The sequence below is a fragment of the Mycobacteroides chelonae CCUG 47445 genome (genome assembly GCF_001632805.1).
GTDB classification, from domain to species: Bacteria; Actinomycetota; Actinomycetes; order Mycobacteriales; family Mycobacteriaceae; genus Mycobacterium; species Mycobacterium chelonae.
On sequence record NZ_CP007220.1, the window covers coordinates 875,367 to 894,286 of the forward strand.

Annotated in this window: 17 protein-coding genes and 1 pseudogene; 12 read left to right on the plus strand and 6 right to left on the minus strand. The window is 63.0% G+C overall.

The window, feature by feature from the left end; all coding sequences use genetic code 11:
• Position 1: 1 nt before the first annotated feature.
• Genes BB28_RS04355 through BB28_RS04365 form a run of 3 tightly spaced genes read right to left on the minus strand, consistent with a single transcriptional unit; the run spans position 2 to position 2,164 of the window.
• A complete protein-coding gene (locus tag BB28_RS04355) occupies positions 2–445 on the minus strand; it encodes an acyl-CoA thioesterase (RefSeq protein WP_030094396.1) in 444 nt (147 codons plus the stop codon).
• Positions 442–1,539, minus strand: a complete 1,098-nt coding sequence (locus BB28_RS04360) for an alcohol dehydrogenase catalytic domain-containing protein (RefSeq protein WP_030094397.1) — start codon at positions 1,537–1,539, stop codon at positions 442–444. Before BB28_RS04360 ends, BB28_RS04355 begins: the two co-directional genes overlap by 4 nt.
• A complete protein-coding gene (locus BB28_RS04365) occupies positions 1,526–2,164 on the minus strand; it encodes a TetR/AcrR family transcriptional regulator (protein ID WP_030094398.1) in 639 nt (212 codons plus the stop codon). The genes BB28_RS04360 and BB28_RS04365 overlap by 14 nt, the downstream gene beginning before the upstream one ends.
• A 74-nt stretch (positions 2,165–2,238) precedes the next feature.
• Between BB28_RS04365 and BB28_RS04370 the strand changes: the two genes are divergently transcribed.
• The 5 genes from BB28_RS04370 to BB28_RS04390 all read left to right on the plus strand — a co-directional run bounded on the left by BB28_RS04370 (position 2,239) and on the right by BB28_RS04390 (position 7,253).
• The gene (locus BB28_RS04370; RefSeq protein ID WP_046252655.1) at positions 2,239–3,720 is read left to right on the plus strand and encodes a flavin-containing monooxygenase; all 1,482 of its coding nucleotides are present in this window, start codon (positions 2,239–2,241) and stop codon (positions 3,718–3,720) included.
• Between the two features lie 52 nt (positions 3,721–3,772).
• On the plus strand, positions 3,773–4,528 hold the full coding sequence (locus tag BB28_RS04375; RefSeq protein ID WP_046252656.1) for an ArsR/SmtB family transcription factor: 756 nt from the start codon (positions 3,773–3,775) through the stop codon (positions 4,526–4,528).
• Between the two features lie 51 nt (positions 4,529–4,579).
• The gene (locus BB28_RS04380) at positions 4,580–5,800 is read left to right on the plus strand and encodes a cytochrome P450 (RefSeq protein WP_046252657.1); all 1,221 of its coding nucleotides are present in this window, start codon (positions 4,580–4,582) and stop codon (positions 5,798–5,800) included.
• A gap of 158 nt (positions 5,801–5,958) precedes the next feature.
• Positions 5,959–6,525, plus strand: a complete 567-nt coding sequence (locus BB28_RS04385; protein ID WP_225421981.1) for a TetR/AcrR family transcriptional regulator — start codon at positions 5,959–5,961, stop codon at positions 6,523–6,525.
• Positions 6,526–6,602: 77 nt separating this feature from the next.
• Positions 6,603–7,253 carry a DUF3159 domain-containing protein gene (locus BB28_RS04390; protein ID WP_126315367.1) on the plus strand — a complete coding sequence of 217 codons (651 nt, stop codon included), beginning with the start codon at positions 6,603–6,605 and terminating at the stop codon, positions 7,251–7,253.
• Between the two features lie 23 nt (positions 7,254–7,276).
• On the opposite strand, the gene BB28_RS04395 is transcribed toward BB28_RS04390, so the two are convergent.
• Both BB28_RS04395 and BB28_RS04400 read right to left on the minus strand, forming a co-directional pair.
• Positions 7,277–10,147 (minus strand): MMPL/RND family transporter, encoded by a 2,871-nt coding sequence (locus BB28_RS04395; RefSeq protein WP_046252660.1) that lies wholly within the window; start codon positions 10,145–10,147, stop codon positions 7,277–7,279.
• The gene (locus tag BB28_RS04400; protein ID WP_046252661.1) at positions 10,144–10,587 is read right to left on the minus strand and encodes an MmpS family transport accessory protein; all 444 of its coding nucleotides are present in this window, start codon (positions 10,585–10,587) and stop codon (positions 10,144–10,146) included. The genes BB28_RS04395 and BB28_RS04400 overlap by 4 nt, the downstream gene beginning before the upstream one ends.
• 65 nt (positions 10,588–10,652) lie before the next feature.
• Here BB28_RS04400 and BB28_RS04405 point away from each other — a divergent pair, with 65 nt between their 5' ends.
• The 3 genes from BB28_RS04405 to arsC all read left to right on the plus strand — a co-directional run bounded on the left by BB28_RS04405 (position 10,653) and on the right by arsC (position 13,208).
• Positions 10,653–11,267 carry a TetR/AcrR family transcriptional regulator gene (locus BB28_RS04405; RefSeq protein WP_046252662.1) on the plus strand — a complete coding sequence of 205 codons (615 nt, stop codon included), beginning with the start codon at positions 10,653–10,655 and terminating at the stop codon, positions 11,265–11,267.
• A 314-nt stretch (positions 11,268–11,581) separates the two neighbouring features.
• Positions 11,582–12,664 carry a GGDEF domain-containing protein gene (locus BB28_RS04410; protein WP_046252663.1) on the plus strand — a complete coding sequence of 361 codons (1,083 nt, stop codon included), beginning with the start codon at positions 11,582–11,584 and terminating at the stop codon, positions 12,662–12,664.
• 202 nt (positions 12,665–12,866) lie between these two features.
• Positions 12,867–13,208: an arsenate reductase (glutaredoxin) gene (arsC, locus tag BB28_RS04415; protein ID WP_046252664.1), complete on the plus strand. Its 342-nt coding sequence runs from the start codon at positions 12,867–12,869 to the stop codon at positions 13,206–13,208.
• Positions 13,209–13,489: 281 nt separating this feature from the next.
• Here arsC and BB28_RS04425 read toward each other — a convergent pair.
• Positions 13,490–14,613 (minus strand): annotated as a pseudogene (locus BB28_RS04425) (FUSC family protein); the annotation flags it as partial.
• A 171-nt stretch (positions 14,614–14,784) separates the two neighbouring features.
• Here BB28_RS04425 and BB28_RS04430 point away from each other — a divergent pair.
• The 4 genes from BB28_RS04430 (at position 14,785) to BB28_RS04445 (ending at position 18,917) form a co-directional block, all read left to right on the plus strand.
• Positions 14,785–15,675: a LysR family transcriptional regulator gene (locus BB28_RS04430; protein WP_046252667.1), complete on the plus strand. Its 891-nt coding sequence runs from the start codon at positions 14,785–14,787 to the stop codon at positions 15,673–15,675.
• Between the two features lie 155 nt (positions 15,676–15,830).
• Positions 15,831–17,015 (plus strand): NAD-dependent formate dehydrogenase, encoded by a 1,185-nt coding sequence (locus BB28_RS04435; RefSeq protein ID WP_046255532.1) that lies wholly within the window; start codon positions 15,831–15,833, stop codon positions 17,013–17,015.
• A gap of 143 nt (positions 17,016–17,158) precedes the next feature.
• Positions 17,159–17,533 carry a DUF4345 family protein gene (locus BB28_RS04440; RefSeq protein ID WP_046252668.1) on the plus strand — a complete coding sequence of 125 codons (375 nt, stop codon included), beginning with the start codon at positions 17,159–17,161 and terminating at the stop codon, positions 17,531–17,533.
• Between the two features lie 103 nt (positions 17,534–17,636).
• Positions 17,637–18,917: an acetyl-CoA C-acyltransferase gene (locus BB28_RS04445; RefSeq protein ID WP_046252669.1), complete on the plus strand. Its 1,281-nt coding sequence runs from the start codon at positions 17,637–17,639 to the stop codon at positions 18,915–18,917.
• The last annotated feature ends 3 nt before the right edge of the window (positions 18,918–18,920 follow it).

The following is an 18,920-nucleotide window of genomic DNA, read 5'->3' on the forward strand; positions in this document are numbered from 1 at the left end:
GTTACCTCAACTGTTCGAGAGCGGTCGCGACTTGCTCGGGAATGGGGACAGGTGTGCGGGCGTCGGAGTCCACATAGACATGGACGAACCGGCCCAGGGCGCGGGGAGCGTCTTCGACAACACCGTCGATGACCTTGAACACCGCGAGCTTATAGATCACGCTGCTGCGTCCGCGATGCTCCAGAGCCAAGCCGATCGACAGTTCGTCTGGGAAGGACACCTCGGCCAGGTACTTGCACGAGGTTTCGGCCACGACGCCGATGGCGGGCAGGTCGCGAATATCGCACCCCGCGGCCTCCATCAGCCAGCCGTTGACGGCGGTATCGAACCAGGCGTAGTAGACGACGTTGTTGACATGCCCGTAGACATCGTTATCGGCCCAACGGGTTTGGTGCCGACGGTGCACCGGGAAGTCGGCTTTAGTGGGCAATTCCGGCTTGGTCATGGGCGCAGCACCTGACGCACCGCGAGTCCGTCGGCCAGTGCGTCCAGCGCGATGTTGATGTCATCGAGGGGTAGCTCCCCGGACTTCAGCTTTTCCACCGGCAACCGCCCGACGCGCCACAGTGCCAGCATCGCCGGAATGTCCTGTTGTGGTTGTGCCGACCCCATGTAGGAGCCCAGGATGCTGCGGCCCTCGGCGACGATACTCAACGCGGGCAGGCTGATTCGCGCATCCGGATGTGGCAGACCCACTGATACCGTGCCCCCGCCACGTCCGGTGAGTGCGTATGCCTGTTCCAGCACGGCGGCCGATCCGACCACCTCGAACACCCAGTCGTGCCCGCCGGGCGCTTCGTCGGGCGCGCACGCGCTGGTGGCTCCGAGTTCAAGGGCCAGCTCGCGTTTGGCCGCCACCGGGTCGATGGCCAGCACTTCGCCGGCGCCGGCGGCCGCCGCGGACATCACCACGGCCTGCCCCACACCGCCCAATCCGAGGACCGCGACCGAATCGCCGGGGCGCACGGACGCAGTGTGGGTGACCGCTCCGAAGCCGGTCAGCATGGCGCACCCGAACAGCGCTGCGGTGTCCAGTGGTACGTCTTTGTCGACGACGACCACCGAATTACGGTCCACTACGGCATGATCGGCGAAGCCTGAGACGCCCAGGTGATGGCGGACCTCGGAGCCGTCGAGACCGTGCAGTCTGGTACCGCCACGGATGAGGTCGCCGCGGCCGTTGGCCGCCGCGGCGTCCGGGCACAGCGCGGGGCGACCCGACGAGCAGTATCTGCAGGCGCCACAGCTCGGTACGTACACCAGGACCACATGGTCGCCGGGGGAGACGTCGCGAACACCGGGACCGACTTCGGCGATGACGCCGGCGGCCTCGTGTCCGAGTGCCATGGGCACCGGACGTATCCGGTTGCCGTCGACGACTGACAGATCCGAGTGACACAGCCCTGCGGCTTCGATCCGGACCAGCACCTCACCGGGACCCGGTGGGTCGAGTTCGAGTTCAACGACTTTCAGGGGGTGTGTGTCGCGATATGGCCTTTCGATCGGTGCCGCGTGCAGCACCGCACTACGAATTCGCACAGACCCCTCCGTAAATCGCATTGAGCCAGACGTGGAGCAGCGTATCGACCACCTTGCCGTCGTCGACCGCGGGCTGCTGCCCGGTGAAGGTGGCTCGCATCATCGCCTGGTTGATGAGGTTGAGAGCAATGGCGATATCGCGGGCCGGGATGGTGTTCGGCGCGGCGCCGCGAGTGCGTTCGGCCTCGATACCGAGTGTCGTGTTGGAGACCCAGTTCTCTGTCACCTCGGACCAGCGTTGATCCAGCTCGGGGCTTGTTCCTTGCATGCTGGACAACGCGACGGTGAGGGCCCGGTGAGAGCCGAAGGCGTCAAAGTAGGCCTTGATCACGGCGCGCCAGTACTCGGCGGGGCTTGTCATGGCCGCGGGGTTGATGCCCGCGACGTTCGCGTCGGCCTCTTCGATGATCCGCTCGGCCAGGGTGAGGAGTACGGCCTCTTTGGAGGAGAAGTAGAAGTAGAACGTGGGCCGCGAGATACCGGCTCCACGCGCTAGATCATCGACGGAGATATCCGTCAGTGGGCGTTGCCCGAGTAGTTCCTCGGTGTTGGTCAAGATCGCTTGTATCCGCTCGTCCCCGGAGGGACGCGTGGTTTTGCGGCCTCTCGTTGCCGGTTTTGTCACGTCTACCTGCGCATTCTATAAAGTTATCGACATACTGTTGACTTTCTCGACACTGCGTCGATAGCCTAGCTTTCATGACCGAACATGTCGACATTGTCATCGTGGGCGCCGGAATCTCGGGGATCGGCATGGCCTGCCACGTCGCCCGTGACCTGCCGGGCAAGGACTTCGTGGTGCTCGAGGCGCGCGAGCGCATCGGTGGCACCTGGGACCTGTTCCGCTACCCGGGTATCCGCTCCGACTCCGACATGTTCACCCTGGGCTTCAACTTCCGCCCGTGGACGAGCACCAAGGGCATCGCTGACGGAACCTCCATCCGTGAGTACGTCACCGACACCGCCCGCGAGTTCGGTGTGGACAAGAAGGTCCGCTTCGGTCACAAGGTCGTCGGCGCCGAGTGGTCCTCCGAGCAGGGACTCTGGACGGTGCGGGCCGAGCACGCCGGTGAGATCGTCGAGTTCACGACGCGGTTCTTCCTGGCGTGCACCGGCTACTACAACTACGACAAGGGCTTCACACCGGAGTTCGAGGGTGTCGAAGACTTCGTCGGCCAGGTGATCCATCCGCAGCACTGGCCGGAGGATCTGGACTACGCCGGCAAGAAGGTCGTTGTCATCGGCAGTGGTGCGACAGCCATGACATTGGTTCCCGCGATGGCCGGAACCGCTGGGCACGTCACCATGCTGCAGCGTTCGCCCACCTATGTGGTGTCGCTGCCGTCGACGGACGCGCTCGCGGTGGCGCTGCAGGGCAAGCTTCCGGCCTCGATCGCGTATCCGATCGTGAAGTGGAAGAACCAGATGGTCAGCTTCATCAGCTACCAGACGAGCCGCCGCGACCCGGAGCGCATGAAGGGCATCCTGCGTGCACTCCTGAAGCGGCAGCTGCCTGACTTCGATCTGGACAAGCACTTCACCCCGAAGTACAACCCGTGGGATCAGCGGTTGTGTGTGGTGCCGGATTCGGATCTGTTCCGCGCCCTGCGCAAGGGCACTGCCTCCATTGCCACCGACCGCATCGCGCGGTTCACGCCCAAGGGCATCCTGCTGGAGTCGGGCGAAGAGCTCGAGGCCGATATCATCGTGACCGCAACAGGTTTGAATGTTCAGCTGGCCGGCGGTCTCAGGCCCGTGGTGGACGGTGTGCCGGTGAACCCCGCCGACTCGGTGAGCTACAAGGGTTTGATGCTGACCGGGCTGCCGAACTTCATCTTCACCTTCGGCTACACCAACGCATCGTGGACTCTCCGTGCCGATCTGGTATCGCAGTACGCCTGCCGCTTGCTCAAGTACATGGACAAAGAGGGTCAGACGGTGGTGTGGCCCGTCGAACCCCCGACCACTGAGCGGCTGCCGTTCTTGGAGGACTTGGTCTCCGGGTATGTCACCCGTGCGGAGAGCGCGGTGCCACACCAGGTGCCGCTGGCGCCATGGCGTTCGTACCAGAACTACTTCCGCGAGCTGCCCGTGCTCAAGTACGGCAAGGTCGCCGACAAGGGCGTGCGATTCAGCAAGGTAAAGGTCTCGCGTGAGGCCCCCGTTGCAATAGGCAGGTAAATACCTGCATAATGGCCGGGTGCAGTCAGCACCCGGCCATTCTCATTGGGACATGGTCTTCAAGGCCCTCGCCGACCGGACTCGGCGGGAGCTGTTGGACCGGCTGCATGAACGTAACGGCCAGACCCTCAGTCAGCTGTGCGACGGCGTTCGGATGACGCGGCAATCGGCGACTCAGCATCTGGGTGTACTGGAATCTGCCAACCTGATTACTACCGTGCGACAGGGCCGGGAGAAGCTGCACTATCTCAATCCCGTTCCGCTCCATGAGATTCAGGAACGGTGGATTGACAAGTTCGAACGCCCGCGACTGCGGGCGTTGAGCGCCTTCAAGCAGCGAGCCGAGGAGCCGGAGATGTCTCAACCAACATTCGTCTACACCACCTATATCAACAGCACGCCCGAGAAGGTGTGGCAGGCCATTACCGATCCCGACCTCAGCGGCCAGTACTGGGGACACTCGAATGTGTCTGACTGGCAACCGGGTTCACGTTGGGAGCATCAGCGGGTGGATGGATCTGGCATCGCCGACGTTGTCGGCACGGTCGTGGAGGCGGATCCGCCCCGAAAGCTGGTCACTACGTGGGCGGACCCGGCCGGCGGCGCCGACGCTCCCGCATCCACCGTCACCTTCCTGATTCAGCCTTATCAAAACATCGTGCGGCTGACGGTCCAGCACGCCGACCTTGCGGACCCGTCGGAGTATGCCCAGGCCAGCGGTGGGTGGGCGGCGGTGCTGTCAAACCTCAAGTCATTCTTGGAGACTGGAGCCCCGCTGCCTACGGAGCCGTGGACTCAGCCCGGCTAGGCGGCACGCGGTTCACAGGTCTGTCTCAGCCGGGATGTGCATTATGTAGACATGCGTGTACAAACTGAAGTAGACCCTCTACTCCGTCGGCTTCTGGATGAGGGCGATAGGGCGAATCCTTATCCGCTCTATGGGGAAATCCGGGAGTTGGCCAGGAGTGGCGCCGTGCGTCCGCAGGGGCTGCCGGTCAGCGTGCTGGCGACTTTCGATGATTGCAATGCCATGCTTCGGCATCCGCTGGCCTCGTCGGACGCCCGTCATGCCCATATACGTCAGCGAGCGGGTAGTCCGGCTCCCGCGCGTGAGCCGTCACTTCTGGGTCTGGACGGGGCAGCTCACGCCAGGTTGCGCGGTCTCGTCCAGAAAGCGTTCAACGCCAAGGTCGTCAATGCGATGAGCGAGAGCGTTCAGCAGCTCATCGATGAATTACTCAACAGCGCAGCAGAAATGGGAACATTCGATCTTATTGCCGACTATGCGTACCCGCTGCCGGTGACCGTGATCTCGCGGATCCTTGGGGTGCCTCCCGGCGATGAGTCGATGGTGGTTGACACGACCAAGCTGCTCAACGGCTCACCCGGACTCGTGTTTGCGCTCACCGGTGAGGCCCCGGATAACACCGCTCAAGTGCAGGCAGACGCAGACATGCGCGCCTACTTCTCGGAGCTGGTTGCCTCGCGGCGACGTCATCCCGGTTCGGACTTGCTGTCAGCGCTTATCGATGCCGAGGCCGCTGGCGATCGCCTTACGGACGAGGAGATCGTCACCATGTGTGTGATCTTGTACTTGGCGGGCCACATCACCACGGTCAACCTGATCGGGAACGCGGCGCTGGCCATGTTGCGTCAGCCACGGCACTGGCAGGAACTGGGAGCCGACCCGGAATATGCCTCGGCGGTGGTTGACGAGACTTTGCGTTTCGACCCTCCCGTTCAGATGGTCATGCGTACCGCGGCGCAGGACATGACTGCCGGTGCGGTGACCTTGCCGAAGGGGGAATTTGTTTTGGTACTGCTCGCTGCGGCACAACGTGATCCGGCGGTCTACGAGGACCCCGACACATTCCATCCACGGCGTTCCGATGCCAAACACCTGGCGTTCGGCCTTGGTCCGCACTTCTGCCTGGGCGCCCCGCTGGCGCGGCTGGAAGCAAGGCTCGCGTTATCGGCTCTGACTTCCCGGTTTCCCAACGCCCACATGGTCGCTGAGCCCACCTACACATCCAATGCGGCGCTCCGGGGAATCAGTACATTCCCGTTGAGTGTTCGTTGAGCCGCCCTGGCTAACGTGGACAAACAACGCCAGGCTAAGCGTCCTTAGCCCGATTCGGGCCCTCTAGACTGTTGTGTTGTGTTATCTGCCACCCGACAGCGTCTATTTCAGCTGACCGATCCGGCGAGGGCTGCCACACGCCGATGGGCGGGGTTGTCGTGAGCAAACGCGAGCCGGATCACGATAGGCCGCTCGGCCGTGCCGAGATCGTGCAGGCCATCCTGGAGTCCGCCGTAGAACTCTTCGCCGCGAAGGGACCAAGTGCGACCTCATTGCGCGATGTGGCCACGCATGCGGCGGTCAATCACAGTCTGATACACCGATACTTCGGCACGAAACAGCAGTTACTGGCCGCCACACTGCAGCATCTCGCCGATAGAGGCGTCGAACTGGCTGCATCTGGCGATCTGGATGCAGAGCGCCAGGAGCTCGGTGACCTGCATATGCGTGTTCTCGTGCGGTCTGCTCTTGATGGCTATCCGATCGCCGAGCTACAGGAGCGCAGACCGGGAATGGAATGGGTCCTGGATCAGGCGCGCCCCAACTTTCCTACCGAGCGTGCGGCGCAGCTTGCCGCGGCGCATGCGACAGCTCTGCAGTACGGCTGGCGTCTGCTCGGTCCGGTATTGCGTGCGGGGTTTGGGCTGGCAGACATGGATGATGAGGCGTTGCGCGCCGAGGTGATCGCCGAGATGGGTCGCACCCTCTCGCTACCTCGAGACTGACTAGAGCCCAACGTATTTCGGCCGAGGGGCCAAGCATATTGACCATTTTGTGCACAGTTGTGTACATTCAGGTCGAGATGTTAGGCGAACCCGAAAAAAGCGAGACGGCCAGCAGCGACGCCGCATTGTGGCGCGTGCTGGTCCGCCGGTTGGGTGGCGCGGCAGCGATCTTGCACGCGGCGTTTCCCACGGCGGTGTTCGCCGTTCTTGCGCCGGGGGCTGGTTTTTTGGTGGCAAGCGTTGCGGCCCTGGGTACTTCCCTGGCCATCGTGTGCTTCCAGATCGCCATGGGCAGGACTGCCCGTGGCGCGTTGATCGGGACCGCTTCCGTGGGTGTCGCACTACTCGTTGCGTGGGGAATAGGCGATGCGCGAGGCTATTTCGTCATAGGAATCTGGAGAAGTCTGCTCGCGGCGATTGCGGGAACGGTGTCAATCCTGATGCGATGGCCTCTGGCGGGATGTGCGTGGGGTTGGCTGCTTGACCATGGGACGCGTTGGCGCAGTGTTCCGCCGGCATTCCTGGCGTACGTGCTGATGACATTTTCGGGAGTGCTTGCCAATGCCGCGCGATTCGTTGTGCAGCAAGATCTCTACGACACAGACAGCCTGTCGGCGCTGGCTGCGGCGCGAGTCCTTATGGGATGGCCGTTAGGTGTCCTGCTCATCGTGATCGCTTACCCGTTGTTACGTCGGGCGCACCACGCGATGCGTGTTGCGGGTGACTGAGTCGCAGACCGGTCAGGTAGGTGCTATGTGCCCACCGAGATCGGTCCGGTGGCATCGTCGGGCGCAACTGGTTTTGGCCCAAAGGGTTTGGGAGTTGGACGCGTGCGCACGTTGAGGGGCCACCAGAACCAGCGGCCCAGCATGGTGGCGATCGCCGGGGTCAAGAACGACCGCACCACCAGCGTGTCGAACAGCAGGCCGAGTCCGATGGTGGTACCGATCTGGCCGAGCACGCGCAGATCGCTGAAGATGAAGGACGACATCGTCACCGCGAAGACCAAGCCCGCGGCGGTGACGACGCCTCCGGTGCCGGCGATGGCGCGGATGATTCCCGTCTTCAGGCCCGCACCGGTTTCCTCCTTGAATCGGGATATCAGCAGCAAGTTGTAGTCTGCTCCGACCGCCAGCAAGATGATGACGGCCAGCGGGAAGATGACCCAATATAACGGAATGCCGAAGATGTACTGCCACACCACTACTGACATGCCGAACGATGCGGCCAGCGATAGTGCGACGGTCCCCACGATCACAAGTGCTGCGACCAGGCTGCGGGTGAGGAACATCATGATGAGCAGGATGAGGCCGAGCGAGGCCAACGCGGCCATCAGTAGATCGTATTTCTGGCCGTCGGCGATGTCCTTGTACGCAGAGGCGGTTCCCGCCACATAGATCTTGGCGTCCGCCAATGGTGTTGCCTTGACGGCATCGAAGGCCGCCTCTTTGATCGCATCAATGTGTGCGATGCCCTCGGAGGTCTGTGGATCCCCTTGGTGAGTGATGATCATGCGCGCGGCCTTGCCGTCCGGCGACATGAACAGTTTCATGCCGCGTTTGAACGCGGGGTTATCGAACGCCTCGGGTGGCAGGTAGAAGGAATCATCGTTCTTCGCATCATCAAAGGCCTTACCCAACTCTGTTGCGGTGCGGGTTGATTCTTCATTCTGCGTATTGGTGCCGTTGTTGATGGCGTAGTTGGACTGGGTCAGATCGCGGTTCTTCTCCTGTATCTCAATCTGGGGCGGAATGAGATCCACGAGTTTGGGCTGCAAAGCGTCGAGTTTGTTGAGGCTTCCGGTGACGGTTTGGAGTGCGTCGACGAGTTCATCGATACCGTCCAGCGCGTCGAAGACCGATCTCAGCGCCGCGCAGAAGGGGATGTCAAAGCAGTGCGGCTCCCAGTAGAAGTAGTTGCGTATGGGCCGGAACTGGTCATCGAAGTTCGCGATCTTGTCCCTCAGGTCCTGCGCGACTGCCACGGTCTGCTGGAACCCCTGGGTTTGCTCATGCGTGATCGCCGCACTTTGTTGTTGAAGTGCCAGCTGCTGTTTCAGCACAGCGATGGTCCGCGTCATCTGATCAGCCTGTTGGGACAGATATAGGGCCTGGTTCTCCTGCTGTGAGAGATTCATCAGCTGGCTGGCACTTGATGCACTGATCTGAAATGGAATAGAGGAGTGGGTGATCGGAGTTCCGAGCGGACGGGTGATCGATTGGACCAGGGCCACGCCGCGGGCGTGCAGAACGGATTTGGCGACGCGTTCCAGCAAGACCATTCCCGCGGGGTTACGCATATCGAAATCGGTTTCGATCATCAGAAGCTCGGGGTTCAGGCGCGCGACGGAGAAATGTCGCTCGGCGGCGGCATACCCCACATTGGAGGGAACGGAGCTTGGCATGTAGATGCGGCCGTCGTAAGTGGTCTTGTACCCCGGCAATGCGAGCAATCCAACAAGCGTCACGATGCATGAGACGACGAGAATGGGTCCGGGCCAGCGCACGATTGCGGTGCCGATACGGCGCCAGCCGCGGGTACGCATCGCGCGTTTGGGGTCCAGCAGCCCGAAACGGCTTCCGATCACCAACACGGCCGGTGCCATGGTGAGTGCCGCTGCCAATGTCACCAACACCCCGAGCGCTGCGGGCAGGCCCAGGGTCTGAAAGTAGGGCAACCGTGTGAACGACAGGCAGAGCAACGCGCCCGCGACCGTGAGACCCGATCCGACGATCACATGCGCGGTGGACTTGAACATCGTGTGGTAGGCGGCCAGGCGATCCTCACCAGCCGAGCGTGCCTCTTGATAGCGGCCGACGAAAAATATCGCGTAGTCGGTACCGGCGGCAATGGCGAGCATGGTCAGCAGATTCGTGGCATATGTCGAGAGGCCAATGACGCCCGTATGTCCCAGTGCTGCAACGATTCCTCGGGCTGCCGACAGTTCCACCAGCACTGTCACCAGAACCAGCGCCGTGGTGGTCAGTGATCGGTAGACGACCAGCAGCATGATCGCGATAACAGCGAACGTGATGATCGTGACTTGGGCGGAACCTGCGTTACCTACCTCGAACTGATCGGTGATGGTGGGAGCCTCACCGGAAACGTAGGCCTTGACCCCGTCTGGAGCTGGCGTGTCCGCCACAATGCGACGCACGGCGTCGACGGACTCGTTGGAAAGCGCCTCACCCTGATTACCGGCGACGTAGACCTGTACGTACGCGGCCTTGCCGTCCTTGCTTTGGGAGCCGCCTGCCGTGATCGGATCGCCCCAGTAGTCGGCGACGTGCTGCACGTGCTCGCGGTCATCATTGAGCCGCTGCACCAATGTGTTGTAGTACTGATGAGCCTCCGCGCCAAGGGGTTTGTCGCCCTCGAGCACAACCATTGCCGAGCTGTCCGAGTCGAACTCGTTGAAGACCTTGCCGATATGCCTCATCGCCAGCGTCGATGGCGCATCGGCAGCGTTCAGCGGGGCAGACCGTTCTTCACCCACCACCTCCAGTTGGGGCACGGTGGCGTTGGTCACCGCCGCGATGGCCACCCAGAACAACACAATCGGCACCGCGAGCCTGCGGATAATCCTCGCCGCCCGCGATTCTTGGGCGTGACCGGCGCTCATGCGGACTTGTCCAGGCAGGTGGTGTAGCCATTCACGATGGTGACAGTCCTTTCGTCTTTGACGATGCCGTCGACGGTGATGCGGCAGCCCGTCACGTCACCACTGCCCTGCGCGCGCAGGTCGGCGAACAAGGTGGGGTCGTTGGTCACGAGCTCGTGGGACCAGGGCAGGGCAGCGTTGTCGACGCGGTGCGGCTGAGCCATCTCGTCGAGGAAGTTGATGGTGGCGGTGCTTCCCGACGTGCCGAAGACCTCGAGAAGGACGCGCTTGGGGTTGTAGTTGGTGTTCTCCATGGCCTCGGTGCCGGGACGTGACAGTTCGATGTTTGAACCGAAAATGCCATGCAGCCGTGTCACTCCGAAGGCCACTACTGCCACTACGGCCGCCGCGACGATGAATGTCCACCAGCGTTTGAGGAAACTCCAGAACCAGCCCTGCACCAGCGTCCACGCCCTCTCGATAGTCGCTGACCGACTTGTGTAGAACGGTACGGTACCGTACTCCCATGACGAATGGCGTGTCAACGGGGTTGACTAAGGCGGCGAAGAAGCGACAGTCCTCCCAGTGGACGCCCCGAGAGGTGGAGCTGCTCGCTGTCACCCTGCGGCTGCTGCAGCAGCATGGGTACGACCGGCTGTCGGTCGATGAAGTTGCCGCGGAGTCGAAGGCGAGTAAGGCGACGATCTATCGGCGTTGGCCGTCGAAGGCGGAACTGGTGCTAGCGGCCTTCATCGAGGGACTGCGTGCGCAGTTGATCCGGCCGAATACCGGTTCGCTACGCGAGGATCTGCTGCAGATCGGGATGAACGCGCTCGCTGACGTTCGGCGTAATACGCCGGTCATGCGCGGTCTGCTGATCGAGATTGAGCGAAACCCGGACTTGACCAAGGCATTTCGGACGAAGTTTATCGATCAGCGCAAGTTGTTACTCGACGACGTACTTGCCGCAGCTGTGGAACGCGGCGAGATCGAGGCGGCCGCCATCAATGAGGAGCTTTGGGATCTGTTACCGGGGTACTTGGTGTTCCGTTCGTTGATGCCCGTGAGATCGCCGACGGCCAACACCGTTCGCACGCTGGTGAACGACGTCATCATGCCCAGCCTGACCCGGAAGCTCTGAAGCTCCGATCTCTGGTTGTGGTGGGCGTATCCATTCGGTGCTGCCGTTGGTGTGTTTTCGGGTGGTCCAGCCGTGGTCCCGCAGATGCGCATAAGGGTCGCCGAGTTACTTGACACGCCAGCGGACAAGCTAGGGACGTGCCCAAAGAGTCGAAAGCCAACCCACAGGAAGTGGAACACCGACAGCCTTAACCCGCGTGGGTGGGTACTCGTCCGCGGGGCCGAGACGTTCTAGAGCTGCGGTAACTGTAGCTAATTCGATAATAGTTCCCCGTCGGCTAACTAATCCCATAAGCAATGTTCCATACTTAGCCCGTGCGCAGCGCCCGAACCGCCCGGCCGCGACGTAGGCGGACCTCAGAGCAGGAATACCGATTTGTCACGGGCGCCCTCGGCCGCCGGAATCTGAAGCACTTGAAGGTCACCATCGGGTTGCTGTGTATGTCGATCCTCCCGCTGGGAACGATCGTCAATATGCACCCATTGGGTCCGCAGGGCACTGGGCGCACGATTCACCAGCTACTCATCGCAGTATCGTTCCTGGTCGGGGTGTGCTGGATTGCCCGCCCATGGCCGACTCGACGCTGGGCCATCGCCTTCGTGATCTGGGCGGACTTCTCATTCGCGGTCTCCGCCTGGATGTATGCGGGTCCCATGATGCGGCTTGCCCCGGTCTTGTACATGAGCACGATCGGTGTTTTCGCCGCGTTTCTGATGGGCTGGCGCGTGTTGGCAGTGCACTGTGTCTTCGCTTCGGCCGTACTCGGCTCGATCACGCTGTGGAACATGCATAGGGGCGCGGCGACCTTCCTGGACCAGTTCCACTACAACGCACCGGCATTCACCACGGTCGTCCTCCTACCGATCCTCATACAGGCCGTGATCGAAGGAGGCAGAAGATCGATACGCGCCACTATTTCGGCCGCCAACCGCGATCCGCTGACCGGTCTGCTGAACCGCAGGGGTATGCAAGCCACCTTCGACTATCTACTCGGCAAGCGGCCGAATCCCACAACCGTCGTGGTGATGGTGGCCGATGTCGACAGATTCAAGGAACTCAACGACGCCTACGGCCACGAAGCCGGGGATAGGACGCTACAAGACATCGCGGACAATCTGTTCGCGAACACCCGGCAGGAAGACATCGCCGCCCGCATTGGCGGCGACGAGTTCATGGTCGTCGCATTCGTAGACGATCCGGACGATATCGCCATAGTCAACGCTCGAATACGCGCTGCACCGGTGGGCGCAGGCGCTTCCGGCACCTCGATGAGCGTAGGCATCGCCTGGGCATCGACCGACACGGTGGACTTCAGCTTCGAATCCCTCACGCGGCAAGCAGATTTCAAACTATACGAAGCCAAACGCGCCCGCATACCGCGTGAGCCCACGGCCTGATCCAGCCGAAATCGTCAGTACGCGCCTTCGCTACGCACCACTGCCCGGTGACACCCGGCTTGACCAGTCGCCGCCTCCGACGCTCCAATCGAATTCATGTTCGAACGTTAACCCGGCCCGCTGGCGAGTGAGCCGCGTGGTGTGACACCAGAAACCCCTGTGACAGAAGAGATCTATCGGGGCCTACCTGTAGGTTGAAGGCGTGGACGCGACGATTTACCACAATCCCAGGTGCACGAAGTCCCGTCAGGCGCTGACACGTCTTGAGGAGGCCGGCGCCACCGTGACCGTCGTGAAGTACCTCGATGACGTACTCACCAAAGCGCAGCTGAAAAAGCTGATCAAGGACGCGGAGCTCACTGTGCGTGACGCGGTGCGCACCGGCGAGGCCGAGTACAAGGAGCTCGGTCTTGCGGATGCCTCCGACGACGCACTCCTTGATGCCATGGTTGCGCACCCGCGGCTAATCCAGCGGCCATTCGTGGTGACTGCGAAGGGCACCCGGATGGCACGCCCTACCGAGGCTGTCGACGAGATCCTGTAGTTCCGCAGATGTCCTGATTCCGAGCACATTTGGCACGTAGCCGCAGACTCGGGGGAGTGGCTGTTGGCACGATAGGGCCTATGACTCCAAAATCTGCCAACAACAGCCTTGTGGGCGCATTGCGGGGGCTGGCCATCGGAAGGATCGTCGTGGGCGTCGCTTCCTTGGTTGTCCCCAACGTGCTCGCCAAGGCCAGCCGTGTCCCAGCGACGCCCGAACTGACCTACATGACAAGGATATTCGGTATTCGCGCGGTTGCGCTCGGTCTCGGCTACCTGACGTCGCCCACCTCTGAGCGATTCCGGTGGCAGCGGCTTGCGCTGATAGTCGATGTCACCGATACCGTGCACGGCACCGCGCATCTGATCCGAGGTGACATTCCTCGCGTCAGTGCCGCCGCATTGGTAGCGCTGACCGGCGGTTACATGAGCGTCGGCGCCGCCCGGCTGGCCAAGGATCTGGCGCGGGTCTAGCGGCTGGTATCCCGTCTACCTACCAGTATGGCGGCTGCCACCCCGGCAGCGACGCCGATCACGGTGTCCAGGCCGCGGTACAGGATCAGGGTGAACGGGTCTGCAGGGTCGGCCAATTCGGTCATCAGCATCACCAGCGGAGTGAAGAAGCCGACGGCCAGCGCGTAGTGGCGAGCCATAAACAGCTCGGTGGGGAACAAGAATGCTATGACCAGTGCGCCTACCGCGACAGGCGGAAGGCCTAGCGTCATAAGCACTCCGGTGAGTATCAGGCCCGCCACAGTTCCCGCGGTCCGGTGGGTGGCCCGCACCAGCACTCCTTGAATTTCTCGATCTGACGGCCGTTCGATGTCGATGGCGGACAGCGGTACGGCAGCGGCGGCCATCGCCCAGTTGGCGTGATCGAAGCCCAGCAGTAGTCCGGTCCCGCCTGCCGCCGCGACGGCCAGCGCGTAGCGCAGCGCATGCCTGCCGACATCGGGCGGGGGACGACGATGCTTCACACGCGGTGTCGAGATCTCGCCGGATGATCCGATGAGACCGATCATGATCGACAGCAATGCCGTCGACAGGCACAGTCCGATGGCGCCCGGCGGGGCGATCAGACCCGCCGGAACGGTGGCCGTGGCGCCTATGGCGAAGAGGAAGAAGGGGCCCGTAGGCCGCAGGCGTAACGCGTCGGCCACCATCGATCCAGCCATCGCGAATGTCACCTCAACCGCGACCAGCATCCAGGTTCTGGCATGCAGTGACGAAAGCATCACGCCGAGAGCGACTCCCCCGCAGAGGAGAGTCCCCGCCTGGAGCTGGTGACGCGTCCGGCGCCAGCCGGATTCGGCGCGGCCGTAGATTCCGGTAAAGGAGCCGAAGACGATGTACACCAGTAACTCGGGCCGGCCGAAGGCCAGCAGAACCACCCCGGGGAGAGCCAAACCTGCGGCGACCCGGAGTGCGTGCCTGTGATCGTGGCGATCCGGACGGGTGTGCTCCCAAGCTTCCGTGGTGATGATGGCAATCAGTGTGTGAGTTCAGCGCTGGAGCTGTCCAAGAGACATTGCCGCTGAGTCGATAGGCGGTACCGATCGCTGGTGGTAGAACGAGTTATGCAGTTCCGTCAGCTTGAGTATTTCGTGGCGCTGGCGCGGGAACGACACTTCGCCCGCGCTGCGTCGGCGTGCTACGTATCCCAGCCGGCGCTGTCGGAGGCCATCCGCAAGCTCGAGCACGAGCTGGGTGTCCCGCTGGTACTGCGCGGGTCGAACTTTGAGGGCTTGACTCCGGAGGGAGAGCGCCTGGTCCTTTGGGCACGAAGGATTCTCGCGGACCGTGACGCGCTGGAGCATGAGGTGACGGCCTTGCGTAGCGGACTCACCGGTGAGCTGCGGTTGGGTGTGGTGCCCGGGGCGGCCACCCGTGTGGCGCTGATGGCCGATGCTTTCTGTGCTGAACACCCGCTGGTGCGGGTACGGATCGAGTCCAGCCTGCGCTCCACGGAGATCCTGGACCGCATCCGCCGGTTCGAGCTCGATGCGGGTGTGGTCTACGACGATGGGTTGCAGACCGACGGTTTTGAGCTAACCCGACTTTACGAGGAGCGCTACGTGCTGGTGGCGGGCGAGGGGTTGTTGCGTGACGCCCCCGACCCGATCGACTGGTCGGAAGCGCTAAGTCTGCCAATGTGTTTGTTGCACAAGGGTATGCGTGACCGCGATCGCATCGATGAGGCTGCTGCCGAGCATGGGCTCGCCGTATCACCTCGCCTGGAGGCTGATTCCGTCGCAACATTGCTGGCCTTGGTAGGGACCGGCCGCTGGGCGGCCATCGTCGCACGGACCTGGTTCGCTACCGTGCCTGCGCCAGCAGGTGCCCGAGTCGTGGAGCTGCAGGCACCGAGGCTCGGGTCGCCGGTCGTGCTGGTGCGTGCCGCGGGTGAGCCCGCGTCGCTCTTGGCGCGCGCACTGGCGCAGACGGCGGCACCGCTCGACCAGCCCTGATCGGCTCTGCCTATTGGGCGGTCGGAACTTGGTCTTGGACACCTCACCACGGCGCGCCGGACACTGAAGATGCGTCGAATGAACGCGCCGGATGGCTGGAAAGCCATCTGCATCAAGAGAACTGGCGGCCATACGACCGCCGTGGAGGAGTGGTCATGGCGAAGATCTTGTGTGTGCTCTACCCCGACCCGGTGACGGGTTATCCGCCCGTGTATGCCCGAGATTCGATCCCGGTCATCGGCGGCTATCCCGATGGGCAGAGTCTGCCTACCCCGTCGGCCATCGATTTCACCCCGGGCGAGCTGCTGGGATGTGTGTCCGGAGAACTCGGCTTGCGCCGTTACCTGGAGGCGCAGGGGCACGAGCTTGTGGTTACCTCCGACAAGGATGGGCCCGGTTCGGTGTTCGAGAAGGAGCTGCCAGAAGCCGATGTGGTTATCTCTCAGCCCTTCTGGCCCGCATATCTCAGTGCGGAGCGAATTGCCAAGGCGCCCAAACTGAAGCTGGCATTGACGGCGGGTATCGGCTCGGACCATGTTGACCTGGATGCGGCGATCAAGGCGGGCATCACTGTCGCCGAGGTGACGTACTGCAACAGCATCAGCGTGGCCGAGCATGCCGTCATGCAGATCCTGGCACTGGTGCGCAACTACCTTCCGTCACACCAGTGGGTGGTCGACGGCGGCTGGAACATCGCGGACAGTGTTGAACGCGCCTACGACCTTGAGGGATTCGATGTCGGCATCATCGCGGCAGGGCGTATCGGGCAGGCAGTAATGCGTCGGCTCAAGCCATTTGACGTTCGGCTGCACTATTTTGACACTCGTCGGCTGCCTGCCGAGGTGGAGCAGGAGCTGGGTCTCACCTATCACCCGGACGTGCACTCCCTGGTCAGCTCTGTGGACATCGTCGACATCCATGCCCCGCTGCACCCGCAGACTTATCACCTGTTCGACGCGAACCTGATCAACTCCATGCGACGAGGCTCGTACATCGTGAACACCGCGCGTGCCGAGATCATGGTTCGCGATGCGGTGGTCGATGCGTTGCGTAGCGGACAGCTGGCCGGTTACGCCGGCGACGTCTGGTACCCCCAGCCGCCTGCCCCCGATCATCCATGGCGCACCATGCCGCACGAGGCCATGACGCCGCATGTCTCCGGCACCACGCTGTCGGCGCAGGCAAGGTATGCGGCCGGTACCCGGGAAATCCTCGAAGACTTCTTTGAGCGGCGGCCTATCCGCGACGAATACCTGATCGTCGAGGGCGGCCAGCTGGCCGGAACCGGAGCCAAGTCCTACACCGCGGACGGCTCGGCCAGCCCCGGCGCGGGCACCTAGCCCACACACGGCCGTTGTCGGGACGGAGTTCCCGACAGCGGCCGGCCTTCCGCGCGCACGTAAGCCCGGGTTGGCATGGATCCGGCGGGATCTGGCATCGATTGGCAGTGTCAGGGCCGCGTCATCCTGGCAGCATCGCCTCCATGAGTCACAACGCATCACTGCGCAAAGCGGCAGCGGGGTTTTACGCGGGAATCGGCATCTTCGCCCTTGTGAAACCCGCCCTGGTGCCACAGATGTTCGGCGGCGACGCACCGACCAGTGAGTCCCGCACCGAGGTTCGCGCCGTGTACGGAGGCATCCCCCTGGCCTTCGCGCTGGCCTTGGCGCAGGCCGGTGATGACGGCCCTCGATCAGCGGGTCTTCGTGCCGCTGTTCGTTACGCCAGCTACGGCATGGGGCTGACCCGATTGTTGTCTGGCGGGTTTGAACGGCGAGTGCGGCCTTGGCCCACAGGGTTTTTCGCGGCGCTGGAAATCGCTGCGGGCGCGGCACTCACCGAGCGGCTCAATGCCTGATACGACGCGGGAGTTCGCGGCCCGGCTGTGGCGTAACCCGGGCCGATTTACGAACTTAGTACCCGTGTAAATAAAGAACTGACTCGCGAGTAAGCTCGCGGCCATGACCGCACCTGCTCAGCGTCGCGCCGTCATCGTCGCGGGCGCGCGCACCCCCTTTGTCCGTGCTTTCGGTGACTTCACCCGCATCGACACCATCGCATTGGCCGACGAGGCCGTGCGTGGTCTGCTCGACAACACCAAGATCTCCTCGAACGAGATTGAGGCCATCGTCTGGGGCGGGGTGATCCTGCCGGCGGGTGCGCCGAACATCGCTCGTGAGATCGCACTCGATCTCAAGCTCGGGCACGGCGTCGAGGGACACACCGTCACCCGTGCGTGTGCCTCCGGCCTGCAGGCCATCACCACGGCGGCCGCCGCGATCGAGCGCGGTGAGTACGACGTGATGATTGCCGGCGGTTCCGACTCCACATCCAATGCCGGAGTCAACTTGCCGCAGAAGCTCATTCACGCGGCCGCCCCGCTGGCGCTGGGTAAGCCCAAGCCAAAGGACTACCTCGACGCCGCTCTGAGCCTGGCGCCGTTCACCGGCCTGCTGCCGCGGCGACCCAAGATCGAAGAGCGGACCACTGGTGAGGTGATGGGGGAGTCCGCCGACAAGATGGCCAAGATCCACGGCATTACCCGCGAGGCACAGGACGAGTTCGCGGTGCGCTCGCACCATCGCGCGGCTGCCGCCATCAAATCGGGACGCTTCGACCGTGAGGTGGTGCCGGTCAACGGTGTCACCCGCGACGGCCTGGTCCGCGAAAACACCAGCATCGAGAAACTCGCAACGCTCAAGCCGGTCTTCAATCGTGACGGCACAGTCACCGCGGGCAACGCCAGCCCGCTGACCGACGGTGCCGCCGCCGTGCTGCTGATGAGTGAGGAAAAGGCGCGGGCGCTCGGTCTGCAGCCCCTGGCCGCCATCCGGTCCTGGAGCTATGTCAGCGTCGACCCGGCCGACGAGGTGCTCATCGGACCTGCCATCTCAATGCCGCGCGCGTTGGAGAAGGCAGGGTTGACTCTTGCCGACGTCGACTACGTAGACATCCACGAAGCTTTTGCCGCGCAGACTCTTTCGGTGCTGGAGGCCCTCGGTTCCAAGAAATGGGCGGCCGACCGGCTCGGGCGCTCCGAGGCCGTGGGCACGCCCGATATCGACAAGGTGAATGTGCACGGCGGCTCGGTATCGATCGGCCACCCGTTCGGAGCCACCGGCGCGCGCATGGTCACCACCATGGCCAACGAGCTCGCGCTCAGCGGGAAGAGCACCGCGCTGTTGGGCATTTGTGCGGCCGGTGGTCACGGCGCCAGTGCCGTGCTTGAACGCGTGGAGTAATCC